A 13,529-nucleotide genomic window follows, 5' to 3' on the forward strand; every position below is an offset into this window, starting at 1 on the left:
TCGGCGCTCCAGGTCGCGAGCGACCATGACCCGTTGCCGGGCAGCGCGGGCACCGGTCGGCTCCTCGCCGTCCCAGCACGAGTGGGCGGCGCTGCTGCTGGGCGCGAACGCGGCGACCATGGCGCAGGGCTACTCCCGCCGCCAGCTCGCCGAGGCGACACGATGGGAGGAGGTCAGGCCGCTCGGCCGGCGTCGGCGAGCCGTACCCCGCCCCGCTCGCGCCGCGGGAGACGGCCGGTGGGCCGTGCGGCCCCTCGGTCGCAGGGAACCGGCGGTGCCCCGTCCGCGGCACGGTCCGCCGGACGGGCCCTGCGCGCCCGTGGTGGTGGTGCCGTTCGCCTCGCGGGACGTGCCGGGGTGCCGGTAAGGTCGCGGTGCCGCCACGACGGACGGCCACGACCTTCACGTTCCTTCACGCGAGGGCGTGACTGCCCCGGCGCCGCCCGTACGGCGGACGTGCGACAGGGCGCGGAAGCGACGCGGCTCAACCGATCAGGGGTGCGCATGTCAGGACAGTTTGAAGCGACGGTCGAGGTCGATCGGCCCATCGAGGCGGTGTTCGACTACCTCGCCGACGGACGCAACGACCCGCAGTTCAGCCCCCGGGTGCTCCGGATCGAGCGAGTCCCGCAAGCGCCGACCGCCGTGGGGACCGTATTCCGCAGCACGGTCAAGGACGCCGGGATGAAGACCGCCAGGGAGTTCCGCATCACCGAGCTCGAGGCCCCGGTGAGGATCCGCTGGGCCGAGGTGTCGAGGAACGCGGTGACGGCACGTGAGGGCGGGTACGACCTGGAGCGCCTGGACGGCGGCAGGACCCGGGTCCGTCTCTTCAACGTCCTGGAGGGTCACGGCCTGGGCAAGCTCCTCGTAGGTCTCGCCCTGGCCGCCGCACGCAAGGACGCCGACGGCTTCGGCGCCCGGATCAAGGCGGCGGCGGAGTCGGCGATCGTTCAGCGCTGAGGCTCTTCGAAGGAGTCCCAGTCCCGTCGGTGCGCTCTTCCAGGCGGATCCTCATGAGCAGACCGTGATGCCTGTGTCCTCCTGCGCACCAGCCGCGGAGCCCGGCGGAAGGCGGTCCCTGGCGCCGCTGACGGCGGTGTGTACCGGGTACTTCATGGTGATCCTCGACGTGACGATCATCAACGTCGCCGTGCCGGTCGTGGGCCGGGAACTGTCCGCCTCGCTCACCGGCATCCACTGGATCACCGGCGGATACACCCTCGTCCTCGCCGGCTTCCTGATGACCGCTGGCGCATTGGGCGACCGGCTGGGCAACCGCCGGGTCTTCTGCTGGGGCGTGGTCGTGTTCACGCTCGCTCCGCCGCGTGCGCGGTCGCGCGCCGCGGAGCCGACGTCCCCGACAGCGGGCATGGCATCGGCACAGCCCCCGAACTCCCCACGCCGATGAGATCCCAGGCGGGTTGCGACCCCTCCCCCATGGGCGTTCCCTGGAAGTACCGGCGGTGAGGCGAGCCCATGATCGCGGCGCATACCGAAAGCCGCGCCTTCCTCTGTGCGTCCCCGGCAACGGCTCGTCCTCCAGGCCGCCCTCCACCGCTTCACGGGAGGTGACAGGGGTGAAAGCCGTTGTCTACGAAAGGCCCTTCAGCGTCACGGTGAAGGACGTCGACGATCCGCGGATCCAGCACCCCAACGACGTGCTCGTACGGGTCACGTCGTCCGCGATCTGCGGCTCCGACCTGCACATGTACGAAGGCCGCACGGCAGCGGAGCCGGGCATTGTCTTCGGACACGAGAACCTGGGCGTCATAGAGGAGGTCGGCAACGGCGTGACCTCCCTGGCCGAGGGCGACCGTGTCGTGATGCCCTTCAACGTCGCGTGCGGATTCTGCAAGAACTGCCTCGCGGGCGAGACGGGCTTCTGTCTGACGGTCAACCCCGGCTTCGCCGGCGGTGCCTACGGTTACGTGGCCATGGGCCCGTACAAGGGCGGGCAGGCGGAGCGGCTGCGTGTTCCGTTCGCCGACTTCAACTGCCTGAAGCTGCCGGCGGGCGAGCAGTTCGAGACGGACTTCGTCCTGCTCGCCGACATCTTCCCGACCGGCTACCACGGCTGTGAGCTCGCCCAGGTGATACCCGGGGAGAGCGTCGCCGTCTACGGCGCCGGGCCGGTGGGCCTGATGGCCGCCTACTCGGCGCTGCTGCGCGGTGCGTCGAAGGTGTTCTCCGTCGACCGGGTGCCCGAGCGGCTCGCCAAGGCGCAGGAGATCGGGGCCATCCCCATCGACTTCACCAAGGGCGACCCGGCCGAACAGATCAAGGAACAGACGAACGGAGAAGGAACCGACAAGGGCGTGGACGCGGTCGGATACCAGGCCCAGGCACACGACACCAGCCACGAGGAACCGGCCATCGTCCTCAACGCGCTGGTCGAAACGGTACGGGCGACCGGCAGGCTCGGCATTCCCGGCCTGTACGTACCGTCCGACCCGGGTGGACCCGACGAGCACGCCAAGCACGGCCAGCTCCTGGTCTCGATCGGCAGGATGTTCGAGAAGGGCCAGAAGATGGGCACCGGCCAGTGCAACGTCAAGCGGTACAACCGCCAGCTGCGCGATCTGATCATCGCCGAGCGTGCCAAGCCCAGCTTCGTGGTCTCCCACGAGTTGCCGCTGGAGGACGCTCCGCAGGCGTACGAGAAGTTCGACAAGCGCATCGAGGGCTACACCAAGGTGGTCCTGCACCCCGGCCACGCACTCGCCGCGTAGGCCACGGGCCCGGGCACACACCGGTGCCCGGGCCGTCCTGCCCTCACCGGCGCCGGCGGCCCTCAGCCCTCCCACGCGTCCGGGCCGCCGCCACGCCACTCGACGAGCTCGGACCGGCGTACCCAGTCGTCGTCCACGTCGTCGAGACCCGCGAGCCGCAGGAACTCGACGATGTCCAGGAGCCCGTACGCCATCCCCACGAAGTGCCGGTCGACGCGGACCCGCCTGCCGCCGTCCCCGGCGGGTGGGTAGATCACGACGGGCGGTGCGATGGCCATGGCAACAGGATGCGGGCTGCGCCGGACACCCGCATTCGGGGCGCTGCGCACCTCCAGCGGCCCCGCCGGCGCGGTCGCAGGCGGGGCCGCTGGAGGTTCCGCGGCTTGCTGTGTCGCCGCCCCGGAAAACGTGCGTGCGTCTGAGATCTCGCCCGTGCCACGATGGCCTCGGGAAGCGAGGTCCTGTGGACGAGTTGAGGCGTTTTCGCCGTGCGCTGGTCGCGTGGGCGGCCGGAGGGCCGGGGGCGGGTGAGGCCGCCGAGGTGGCCCGGGAGCTGGCCGGCGGCGGTGCGCGGACGATCGTGCTCGTCGAGGGGAGCAGTGACCAGGTCGCGCTAGAAGCGCTGGCCGCGCGCCACGGCCGCGACCTCGAAGCGGAGGGCGTCGCGGTGGTTCCGCTCGGGGGAGCGACGAACATCGGGCGTTTCCTGGACGTGTGTGGTCCCCCTGGGCTCGGCCTCCCGCTGGCCGGCCTCTGCGACATCGGCGAGGAGCGGCACTTCCGGCGTCATCTGGAGCGGGTCGGGCTGGGCACCGGTCTCACCCCCGCCGAACTGGAGACCCTCGGGTTCCACATCTGCGTCGCCGACCTGGAGGACGAGCTGATCCGTGCCCTCGGGGCCGCAGGCGTGCAACAGGTGATCGAGGACCAGGGCGAGACGCGTCCGTTCCGCACGTTCCGGGGCCAGCCGGCACAGCGGGGACGCCCCGTGGAGCACCAGTTGCGGCGCTTCATGGGCACGCACAGCGGTCGCAAGGCCCTGTACGCGCAGGCGCTGGTCGCGCACCTGGACCCCGACCGCGTTCCCCGGCCGCTGGCGCGGCTGCTCACGCACGTCTGACGCGGCCGTCACGTCATTCGGCTCTCATATCCCGGCGCCCCGCCCCGCGCCAGGACGGAACTCCGGTCAGGGCACGCGTGCGGCCGCGGTGCGTGCCAGGCCCAGCGTCCTGGAGCGGGGCGGTGCCGCGGGACTGCCCGCCTCGCTGAGGACCACCAGCGTCCTGCCCACGACCACCAGCACCAGCGTCTCCCGCACGGTGAAGGCCTCCGCGGTGACGGTGACCGTGGCGTGCCACGACGCGTCGCCGATGCCCGCCGAGGCCGCCGGCGCAGACGAGAGCCGCCGCGCCGACGGCGAGCGCCGGTCCGGGCGTGCCGCTCTCCGCGAGTTGATCCCCGCCGCTCCCGCCGGACAGCGGCGAAGGAGCCGGGGCGAGGGACGTGAGGGAGGCGGACGGCGCGCGGGAGTTCGGAATCCCCCACGCGGCACGGGCCGGGTCAGATACCGAACGGAGCGGCGTAATGGACCGTGCCGCTCGGGAGCGGGTGGCCGGCGTCGAGACCCAGCGCCATCAGGGCCTCGTCGGGAACGTCGATCGTCACACGGATCCCATGGTCACGGGCGCGGGTGAATCCGAAACGAGGGTAGTAGTCCGGGTGCCCCAGGACGACCACATGACGCTCCCCCAATGCCCTCGCCGCGGCCAGGGCCGCCCGTACGGCCGCGCTGCCCGCACCGGTCCGCTGCCGTTCCGGCAGGACGGCACAAGGGGCCAGGCACAGCGCCGGGGTGTCGTCGACATGGCAGCGGGTCAGCAGCGCGTGGGCCACCGGGCGGCCCGACTCGTCCACCGCGACGAGAGAAAGGCCCTCGATCCATGCGGCCGGGTCGGCGCGCAGGGCGTCGACGAGGTCTGCCTCCGCGGAGGTGGGAAAGGCCGCGAGGTTGATCTCACGGATGGCGGGGATATCGGCGCTGCTTTCCGCGCGCGTCGTCCAGTTTCTGCTCATGACGGTGAAGTTCCGATTCAGGAGGTGTTCGTGTGGTCGCCCCGTGAGCTCACGTGCTCAGCGAGGCGACAATGGACGGAGTCAGGCCACGGCCCGGGAAGTGAGGGAGACCCGGGCGCTGCGCACGGTGGCCTCGAGCACGGTCATCAACCTCACCTCCCTGTTACTCGGCACCTGATCAGCACGGACACAACAACCCTAACACCGCGCGAAGCACGCCGTCGTGCATACTCCTGCCTCACGGTGTACCGCTGTCGGCACCCACTACGGAGCGGACATCTTCCGTACCATCACTGCAACACAACTGTGTGCGGCAGTAACCGCCACCGCCCGCACAGCAGCAGGCGAAATGCGCACACGTTGGATTTCGCATACGCCACGGGCCTGCCGCCCGCAGGACACGACTCCCAGGAAAGATGTGAGGACCTTGTCCGAAACCACTGCCGAACCCATCGCGGAAACCACCGAGTTGACTTCTCAGTACAGCGCACAGGTAGCCGGCGACCTCGACCGCAATATCAAGGAACAGGAGCGCCTCAGCGCCGAAATCGAGGAACTGCAGGCCCAGTTGACCGGCCTGCGCCACGACCACACGGTGCTGGTGAACATCCAGCAGGCCCTCGGTGTCCCGGCACCCGCACCCGCCGCGGCGGTGCCCGCGCCCCGCAAGAAGGCGGCGGCCGCCTCGAAGACGACCAAGCAGGCCAAGGAGAAGAAGCCGACCGCCGCGGCCCGGAAGCGGACCGAGAAGAAGGGCGCCACGAAGGCGGCGGCGTCGCCGACCTCACCCACGCTCGTCGAACTCGTACGCGCGCAGCTGGCCGGCCAGGCCGAACCCCGCTCCGCCACCGAGATCACCACCGCACTGGGCCAGCAGCACCCCGAGCGCACCGTCAAGACAACTGTCGTGCGCACGACGCTCGAAGGGCTCGTGGCCAAGAACCAGGCCCAGCGCACCAAGCAGGGTTCGTCCGTCTTCTACACCGCCTCGGAGACGGTCGCGGCGCCCACGCAGGCCGGGGAACTCCCGCGGCAGTCGGACTGACGCGACCTCCAAGGCTGCGGCTTCCGGAGCCTCTTCGCCACCGCCCCGCCCCCGCGGCACTCGCCTGCGGGGCGGCAGGTGTGTTCCTCTCACACCGTAGCCCCGGCGCCGCGCGCGCGGCTGCCCGCGAGTCCAACTGGCCGACGCCGTTCAGCGATTGGACCGTACCAAGCTCTTGACAGGAGTTTTCTGTCACTTCTTAAATCACGGTGTGAAGTAAGCGGTCCGCTCTGACTCCCCAGCTCCCCCACATCGCAGCCGCCACGTGACACCGCAGCCCCCTCCTCACACCCACCTGTCATAGACACGCCATCACACTGCTCCTGCCGGTCCTCCGGCTCGCCGTCCCGATGGCTCATGACCGGCGCGGTCTTGGAGGTGGGGCAGCGGGGACTTTCGTGCCGGCCGGATGACGGCAGAACAGGACACCGACGCATGACCACGCCACTCCTCCCCGGGCACGCGGGGCGCGCCGGGCTCGGTACGGCGGTCGCCGCCGCCCTCCTGGCAGGCTTGAACTCCACCCCGGCAGGCGCCGCCGCGGCGGCCACCGGACAGATCACCGGACTCGGCGGCAAGTGCGTCGATGTCGCGGGCGCCGCGACGGTCGACGGCACTGCCGTGCAGCTCTACGACTGCAACGGCACCACCGCACAGCAGCGGACCGTCGGCGGCGACGGCACCGTCCGCGCGCTCGGCAAGTGTCTGGACGTCGCCTCGGCCGGCACCGCCGACACCTGCTCGGGCGTCTCCCAGCAGCCCTGGGACTTCACGCGCGTCTTCGCCCAGTACAACGACTGACCGGGCGACGGCCGGCCCGCGCCTTCCTCCGGCCTTCCTCCGGCCTTCCTCCGGCCTTCCTCCTCGCCTTCCTCCTCGTTCCTCCCCGCCTTCCTCCTCGCTTTCCTCCCCGTCCCCCACCCGAGCCGCCTCGGCGGCACAGGAAGCAGACACCATGCCTCGCTCCTCGCGACCACCCGTACGTGACCGCTCCAGCGGCTCTCCCCTGGGCCGTGCCCGTCGCCCGTGGACCGTCGTCCTCGCGGCCGCCGCCACCGTCGCCTCCGTCCTCACGGCCGTCCAGCCGGCCCAGGCCACCGCCGCCAAGGCGCAAGGCTCCTCGGGCACCGCGGCGGTGGCCGCCCTGCCGACGGGCTGGGCGACGGTGGTGAACAGCGGCAGCGGCAAGTGCCTGGACGCCCGGGCGGCCGGGACGGTCAACGGCACGGCGGTGCAGCAGTACGCCTGCAACAGCACCACCGCGCAGCAGTGGGGTTTCACCCCGACCAGCGACGGCTACGTGCGCATCGGCAACCGCAACGACGCCCAGCAGGTGGTGGACGTGAGCAACGTGTCCAGCGCCGACAACGCGGCCGTGCACCTGTGGACGTACGGCGGTGGCAACAACCAGCAGTGGCAGGCCGTGGACGAGGGCGGCGGCGCCTACCGTTTCGTCAGCCGGCACAGCGGCAAGTGCCTCGACGTGCCGTCCGCATCGACGGCCGACGGCGTGCAGCTGGTGCAGTACACCTGCAACGGTTCGGCGGCGCAGCGCTTCCAGGTCACGCCCGTGAGCACCGCGCCCGGGGATGTCGACCTCGGCCCGAACGTCGCCGTCTTCGACCCCTCGATGCCGTCGTCGACGATTCAGAGCCGCCTCGACTCGATCTTCCGGCAGCAGGAGACGAACCAGTTCGGCTCGCAGCGCCATGCGATCCTGTTCAAGCCCGGCACCTACAGCAACGACGTCAACGTCGGCTTCTACACCCAGGTCCTGGGCCTGGGCCAGTCTCCCGACTCGGTCACCATCAACGGTGCCGTGCACGTGGAGGCGGACTGGTTCCCGCCGCAGAACGCCACCCACAACTTCTGGCGCGGCGCCGAGAACCTCTCGGTGAACCCCACCGGCGGCACGGACCGCTGGGCGGTCTCACAGGCCTCCGCGTACCGGCGCATGCATGTGCGCGGCAACCTGGAACTCAGTGACGGCGGCTGGTCCAGCGGCGGGTTCATGGCCGACACCAAGATCGACGGCCAGGTCCGCTCCGGCACCCAGCAGCAGTGGCTGACCCGCAACTCGCAGCTCGGCAGCTGGACCGGCTCCAACTGGAACATGGTCTTCGTAGGCAGCCAGGGCGTGCCGGGCAACACGTTCCCCAACCCGCCCTACACCACGGTCGACCAGACCCCGGCGGTGCGGGAGAAGCCCTTCCTGTACGTCGACGGCTCGGGCGCCTACCGGGTGTTCGTCCCGGCCCTGCGGACCAACTCCTCGGCCACCACATGGGCGAGCGGCAACGCCCCCGGCGCCTCGCTCGGCATGGACCAGTTCCACGTCGTCAAGCCGGGGGCCACCGCCGCGCAGATCAACGCCGCGCTCGCCGAGGGCGAGAACCTCCTGGTCACTCCGGGCGTCTACCACCTGAACCAGACACTGCGCGTGACCCGGCCCGACACCGTGGTCCTCGGACTGGGACTGGCCACCTTCATCCCGGACAACGGCATCACGGCCATGACCGTCGCGGACGTCGACGGCGTGAAGATCGCGGGTGTCCTCTTCGACGCCGGCACCACCAACTCCCAGACCCTGGTGGAGATCGGGCCCGCCGGGGCGTCGGCCGGTCACGCGGCCAACCCCACCTCGCTGCACGACGTCTACTTCCGTGTCGGCGGCGCCGCCGTGGGCAAGGCGACCACCAGCCTCGTCGTCAACAGCGACAACGTCATCGGCGACCACATGTGGATCTGGCGCGGCGACCACGGCACGGGCATCGGCTGGAACTCCAACACCGGCGACACCGGCCTGATCGTCAACGGCGACAACGTCACGATGTACGGCCTCTTCGTCGAGCACTACCAGAAGCACCAGACCATCTGGAACGGCAACGGCGGGCGGACGTACTTCTACCAGAACGAGATGCCCTACGATCCGCCCAGCCAGGCCGCCTGGATGAACGGATCCACCCAGGGCTACGCCGCCTACAAGGTCGCCGACTCCGTCACCAGCCATCAGGCCTACGGGCTCGGCAGTTACTGCTTCTTCAACGTCAACCCGGGCGTCACCGCCGAGCGCGCCTTCGAGGTGCCCGACAAGCCCAACGTCCGCTTCCAGAACATGGTGACCGTGTCACTGGGCGGCACCGGCACCATCCGGCACGTCATCAACGACCGGGGCGGGCCGTCCAACTCGACCACCAACGTCGCCAACCTGGTGAGCTACCCGTGAGGCGGCTCGCAGCACGCCTTCTGACACTGCTGGCCGTGGTGCTGGGGCTGACCGCCCCGGCCCACGCAGGGCCCACCGTGTCCGCCGCACCCTCGGCACCCGCGTTCAGGGTCATCGCCTTCTACAACGGAACCTGGGACCCCGCGCACATCGACTTCGTCGAGGAAGCCAACGCGTGGTTCCCGCAGGCCGCGGCGCAGAACGACTTCACCTACACGGCGACCACCGACTGGAACCTCCTGGCGAACGGCGGGGTGGACGCCTACCAGGTCGTCCTCTTCCTGGACGACGCGCCCAAGACCGCCGCGCAACGGGCCGGTTTCGAACGGTACATGCGGGCCGGCGGCGGCTGGCTGGGCTTCCACGTCTCCGCCTTCACCACCGATGCCGCATCCTGGCCCTGGTACTACGACACCTTCCTCGGCAGCGGGAACTTCAGGTCCAACACCTGGGGCCCCACGACAGCGGTCCTGCGCACCGAGGACCGCACGCACCCTTCGACCGCCGCGCTGCCGGCGACGTTCACCTCGGCGGTCAGCGAGTGGTACAGCTGGTCCCACGACCTGCGGACCAGGCCCGACATCAAGATCCTGGCCTCGGTCGACCCGTCGGGCTTCCCGCTGGGAACCGACCCGGACCAGTCGTGGTACAGCGGCTACTACCCGATCCTGTGGACCAACACCCAGTACCGGATGCTGTACGCGAACTTCGGGCACAACGCCATGAACTACGAGACCAACACGCGGCTCTCCTCGACGTTCGCCAGTCCCACGCAGAACCGCTTCCTGATCGACGGCCTCACATGGCTCGGCGGAGCGGGAGAGGAGCCCGACCCGCCGGCCGGCCCGATCTCCGAGACGGCGTGGTACTCGGTCGCCAACAGCGCGAACGGAGCCTGCGTCGACGCCAGGGCGGCGGCCACCGCCAACGGCACACCCATCCAGCAGTACACCTGCAACGGGACCCTGGCCCAGCAGTTCCAGTTCCGCCCGACCGACAGCGGCTACTCGCGGATCGCGATCCGCGGCAACCCGCAGCAGGTCATCGACGTCACCGGCGTCTCGACCGCCGACGACGCGCCGCTGCAGCTGTGGGCGTACGGCGGCGGCGGCAATCAGCAGTGGCGGCCGGTACGGGAGGCGTCCGGCAGCTACCGCTTCGTCGCGCGGCACAGCGGTAAGTGCCTCAGCTCGACCGGCAGTTCGGCGAACGGCGTGCAACTGGTGCAGCGGCCGTGCGACAACTCCGCCGCCCAGAGCTTCCTCCTGGACGCGCAGCCCTGACGGACAGGGTCGCCGCACGGCTCCACGGCCCCCTCCCGCCCGATTCGGGCGGGAGGGGGCCACCACCATGTGGTGGCGTCCCGCGACCGGGATCCGTGGTCGCCCTGGAATAGTCGCGGGCCGGCCTCGTGTTGCGACGAGCATGACGACGCCACCGCCGCGGCCCGAGGTGCTGCGATACACCGCCTTCTCCAGCACCCCCGACGGCGGCAACCCCGCCGGGGTCGTGCTGGACGCCACCGATCTCGACGACGGCGACATGCTGGCCATCGCCGCCGGCCTCGGCTATTCGGAGTCCGCGTTCCTGACCCCGCCCCCGGAGGGCCTCGGCGGCCCGCAGGGGCGGTCCTACGGCATCCGCTACTTCAGTCCCAAGGCCGAGGTGCCGTTCTGCGGCCACGCCACCGTGGCGACCGCCCTCGCGCTCGCCGAGCGGACAGGACCGGGGGAACTGGTCTTCGCGACACGTGCCGGCACCGTCCCGGTGGAGGTGACCGAGGAGGGCGGCGCGCTCAGGGCCACGCTCACCAGCGTCGAGCCGCACATCGAGGAGATCGCCCGCGCCGACCTCGCGGAGGCGCTCGCCGCGCTCCGCTGGGACGCGGCCGACCTCGACCCGGGCTTCCCGCCCCGCATCGCGTTCGCCGGTGCCCGCCATCTCGTCCTGGCGGCGGCGACGCGCACACGCCTCGCGGACCTGGCCTACGACTTCGCGCGCCTCGAAGCCGTGATGCACCGTCTGGACCTCACCACGCTCCAGCTGGTGTGGCGGGAGTCAGCCACCGTCTTCCATGTCCGTGACCCGTTCCCCGTCGGCGGCGTCGTGGAGGATCCGGCGACCGGCGCGGCGGCCGCCGCGTTCGGCGCGTACGCCCGTGAACTCGGCCTGGTGCCCGAGGACGCCGTCCTCACCCTGCACCAGGGCGAGGACCTGGGCCGCCCCGGCGAGCTCACGGTGACGCTGCGCGCGGGTGAGCGGCGCGTTCGCGTGAGTGGCACCGGCGCCCGCATCGGGTGACGTGCGAGTGAGCCTCACGGCATCCGCGCGGCCGGTGCGAACAGCCCCTCCGGATCGTAGGCGGCGCGGATGCGCCCGAGTCGCTCCTCGTGGGAGCCGAAGACGGCTCCCCGCAGCTCACTGGCGTCCTCGCCCAGCCCGGCGAAGTTGACGTATGTCCCACCGCTCGAGAACCGCTTCATCGCGTCCCAGGCCGAGCGGGCCCACTCGATCGCGGCCTCGTCCATCGCCGGGTCGCGCCAGCCCGCGTCGATACTCACGTTGAAGCGCGCGTGCCGATGGGCGAACGCGCTGTCGTCGGGGGCCACGCGGGCCACGGCGCCCCCGAGTGTGCGCACGACGACGAGACTCTCCGGAGTCGGCCGCCGCGAGTCCCAGTCCAGCAGGGTCCTGATGGCCTCGTCGTTCAGCTCGTCCATGAAGTGCGACTTCATGAAGTAGCGTTCGCCGTCCGGGAACCGCCAGGTGTTCGCGCTCTGCAGCACCACGTAGGGCACCGTGCCGCTCAGGTCCATGAGCACCGGGCCGAGGGCGCGCTGCGGGGCCAGCGCCTCGGCGGCACCGTCGTCCGGCGGCCCTCCGTACACGGCACCGACGATGACGCAGGGCGACCTGTGCAGTTCCCGCGGTATCGCCGGGTCGGCGGGGACGCTCCAGAGCAGCAGTTCCGGGGTCACCGTGTCCGGCGCGGTGTACGTCGCGTCCCGCCAGGCCCGTACCACCGCCTCGGCGTGCTCGTACGGGTGGAGAACCACCGCCGCAGCCACCTCCGGGCCCAGCGGCCGGAGTCCGAACTCGAAGGAGGTGACGACGCCGATGCCCCGGCCCCCGCCGCGCGCCGCCCAGTACAGATCGGGCTCCTTCTCCCGGTCGGCCGTGCGCACCGTGCCGTCCGCCGTGACGATCTCCAGCGAGCGGACGCTGTCGCAGCTCAGACCCAGGGTCCGCATCACGAAACCGAAGCCGCCGCCGAGCGTGAGACCCGCGATCCCGGTCGCCGAGATCTCCCCGCCGGGCGTGGCCAGGGCGTGCAGCTGGGTCTCGCGGTCCAGTTCGCCCCATGTCACGCCCGCCTGGGCGCGTGCCGTACGGGCCGCGGGGTCCACATGCACGCCCTTCATCCGCGACAGGTCGATCACCAGTCCGTCGTCGCACACCGCGCTGCCGGCCACCTGGTGCCCGCCACCGCGGATGCTGACGACGGGACGGTGCTCCCGCGCGATCCGCACCGCCTCGACGACGTCCGCCGTGCCGGAGCAGCGGGCGACGACCGCGGGGTGGCGGTCGATCAGGCCGTTCCACACGGTGCGTGCCTCGTCGTAGCCGGGATGGGCACGGTCGATGACCTCACCCTGGAGCGCGGAGCGAAGCTCATCGGCGATCGCCTGCTCCGCAGCGGCCGTGGAGGGGGCACTCTGCTCTGCCGGCATCGCCGTCACCTCTTCCGGTGCGCGTTGCTGGTTGCCGCTGTGTGTCCTTCCACGGTAGGCCTCGGTCCGCGGGCCTGCACGTGGTGGAACCACCGGGCGCATGTGGTCGCGCCCGCCGGAAAACCAGGTGCGTCCGCCGCGTCCGGCTCCTACCGTTCCGGGCATGCGTGTCGTCTTCACCAAGGGCCCCGGTACGAGCTACGACATCGCCGTGCACCGCGACAGGGGAGTCGCGCTCGCCCCGCGCAACGGGCCCGGCGGACACCCCTACCTCCCGCACGACCTGGTGCACTTCCTGGTCGAGGCGGAGGCCGGTATCGAGCTCGGGGTCTACGGGCGGCTCGCCGCCGGTGACAACGGCCTGTTCTGGCCCGCCGACCCCGCCGAACGCGCCAAGGCCGCCCGGCGCCGCAGGTCCAGGCCGGTGAAGCCGTCCCCGCGGGCGAAGGCCGACATGGCCATGTCCGAGCAGCTGGCGGGCATCGCCGTACCCGTGTGGGAGGTGCGGCACGGCCATGCGCGCCATTTGCCGGCGTATGTGACGGCCGGGGAGATCCCGGCGGTGGTGGACCGGATCGTGTCCCGGTTCGACGACTACGCCGGCCGCTGGCACGCGCTGCCGGCCGGCGGCTCGCTGACACTGACGTGGTGAGGCCGGCTCGACCCTCCGGGCCCTGCGCCGTCGCTTCCCCGGACCACCGCCACCTCCGGGCGGGCGCCGG

The 13,529-nt window shown here is 71.2% G+C and carries 14 protein-coding genes and 1 pseudogene; 11 read left to right on the top strand and 4 right to left on the bottom strand.

Going from position 1 to position 13,529, the window contains the following annotated elements:
• Window positions 1-25 precede the first annotated feature (25 nt).
• The 4 genes from ACGF8A_RS13640 (at window position 26) to ACGF8A_RS13655 (ending at window position 2,732) form a co-directional block, all read left to right on the top strand.
• On the top strand, window positions 26-367 hold the full coding sequence (locus ACGF8A_RS13640) for a hypothetical protein (RefSeq protein WP_393107678.1): 342 nt from the start codon (window positions 26-28) through the stop codon (window positions 365-367).
• A 137-nt stretch (window positions 368-504) separates the two neighbouring features.
• On the top strand, window positions 505-963 hold the full coding sequence (locus ACGF8A_RS13645; protein WP_393107666.1) for an SRPBCC family protein: 459 nt from the start codon (window positions 505-507) through the stop codon (window positions 961-963).
• A 154-nt stretch (window positions 964-1,117) separates the two neighbouring features.
• Window positions 1,118-1,411 carry an MFS transporter gene (locus tag ACGF8A_RS13650; protein WP_393107516.1) on the top strand — a complete coding sequence of 98 codons (294 nt, stop codon included), beginning with the start codon at window positions 1,118-1,120 and terminating at the stop codon, window positions 1,409-1,411.
• Window positions 1,412-1,580: 169 nt separating this feature from the next.
• Window positions 1,581-2,732 carry a glutathione-independent formaldehyde dehydrogenase gene (locus ACGF8A_RS13655; protein ID WP_393107518.1) on the top strand — a complete coding sequence of 384 codons (1,152 nt, stop codon included), beginning with the start codon at window positions 1,581-1,583 and terminating at the stop codon, window positions 2,730-2,732.
• Between the two features lie 62 nt (window positions 2,733-2,794).
• On the opposite strand, the gene ACGF8A_RS13660 is transcribed toward ACGF8A_RS13655, so the two are convergent.
• Window positions 2,795-3,010, bottom strand: coding sequence for a hypothetical protein (locus ACGF8A_RS13660; RefSeq protein ID WP_393107520.1), 216 nt, complete (start codon window positions 3,008-3,010; stop codon window positions 2,795-2,797).
• 185 nt (window positions 3,011-3,195) lie between these two features.
• Between ACGF8A_RS13660 and ACGF8A_RS13665 the strand changes: the two genes are divergently transcribed.
• A complete protein-coding gene (locus ACGF8A_RS13665; RefSeq protein WP_393107522.1) occupies window positions 3,196-3,852 on the top strand; it encodes a TOPRIM nucleotidyl transferase/hydrolase domain-containing protein in 657 nt (218 codons plus the stop codon).
• Window positions 3,853-3,918: 66 nt separating this feature from the next.
• Here the strand turns inward: ACGF8A_RS13665 and ACGF8A_RS13670 are convergent, their stop codons facing one another.
• Both ACGF8A_RS13670 and ACGF8A_RS13675 read right to left on the bottom strand, forming a co-directional pair.
• On the bottom strand, window positions 3,919-4,050 hold the full coding sequence (locus ACGF8A_RS13670; RefSeq protein WP_393107524.1) for a hypothetical protein: 132 nt from the start codon (window positions 4,048-4,050) through the stop codon (window positions 3,919-3,921).
• Window positions 4,051-4,292: 242 nt separating this feature from the next.
• Window positions 4,293-4,805 (bottom strand): GNAT family N-acetyltransferase, encoded by a 513-nt coding sequence (locus ACGF8A_RS13675; RefSeq protein WP_393107526.1) that lies wholly within the window; start codon window positions 4,803-4,805, stop codon window positions 4,293-4,295.
• 418 nt (window positions 4,806-5,223) lie between these two features.
• Here ACGF8A_RS13675 and ACGF8A_RS13680 point away from each other — a divergent pair, with 418 nt between their 5' ends.
• From ACGF8A_RS13680 to ACGF8A_RS13700, 5 genes and pseudogenes are all read left to right on the top strand, one after another.
• Window positions 5,224-5,850, top strand: a complete 627-nt coding sequence (locus ACGF8A_RS13680; RefSeq protein ID WP_393107528.1) for a hypothetical protein — start codon at window positions 5,224-5,226, stop codon at window positions 5,848-5,850.
• A gap of 435 nt (window positions 5,851-6,285) precedes the next feature.
• A pseudogene (locus tag ACGF8A_RS13685) lies at window positions 6,286-6,615 on the top strand (ricin-type beta-trefoil lectin domain protein); the annotation flags it as partial.
• A gap of 190 nt (window positions 6,616-6,805) precedes the next feature.
• Complete coding sequence (locus tag ACGF8A_RS13690; RefSeq protein ID WP_393107530.1) at window positions 6,806-9,076, top strand: RICIN domain-containing protein; 2,271 nt, start codon at window positions 6,806-6,808, stop codon at window positions 9,074-9,076.
• Window positions 9,073-10,359: a ThuA domain-containing protein gene (locus ACGF8A_RS13695; RefSeq protein WP_393107532.1), complete on the top strand. Its 1,287-nt coding sequence runs from the start codon at window positions 9,073-9,075 to the stop codon at window positions 10,357-10,359. Before ACGF8A_RS13690 ends, ACGF8A_RS13695 begins: the two co-directional genes overlap by 4 nt.
• A 142-nt stretch (window positions 10,360-10,501) precedes the next feature.
• A complete protein-coding gene (locus ACGF8A_RS13700; RefSeq protein WP_393107534.1) occupies window positions 10,502-11,377 on the top strand; it encodes a PhzF family phenazine biosynthesis protein in 876 nt (291 codons plus the stop codon).
• 14 nt (window positions 11,378-11,391) lie between these two features.
• On the opposite strand, the gene ACGF8A_RS13705 is transcribed toward ACGF8A_RS13700, so the two are convergent.
• Window positions 11,392-12,807 (bottom strand): FAD-binding oxidoreductase, encoded by a 1,416-nt coding sequence (locus ACGF8A_RS13705; protein WP_393107536.1) that lies wholly within the window; start codon window positions 12,805-12,807, stop codon window positions 11,392-11,394.
• A gap of 163 nt (window positions 12,808-12,970) precedes the next feature.
• Between ACGF8A_RS13705 and ACGF8A_RS13710 the strand changes: the two genes are divergently transcribed.
• Complete coding sequence (locus ACGF8A_RS13710; RefSeq protein ID WP_393107538.1) at window positions 12,971-13,459, top strand: hypothetical protein; 489 nt, start codon at window positions 12,971-12,973, stop codon at window positions 13,457-13,459.
• Window positions 13,460-13,529 lie beyond the last annotated feature (70 nt).

Source organism: Streptomyces sp. NPDC047706, assembly GCF_043204795.1.
In the GTDB taxonomy this organism is placed as follows: Bacteria; Actinomycetota; Actinomycetes; order Streptomycetales; family Streptomycetaceae; genus Streptomyces.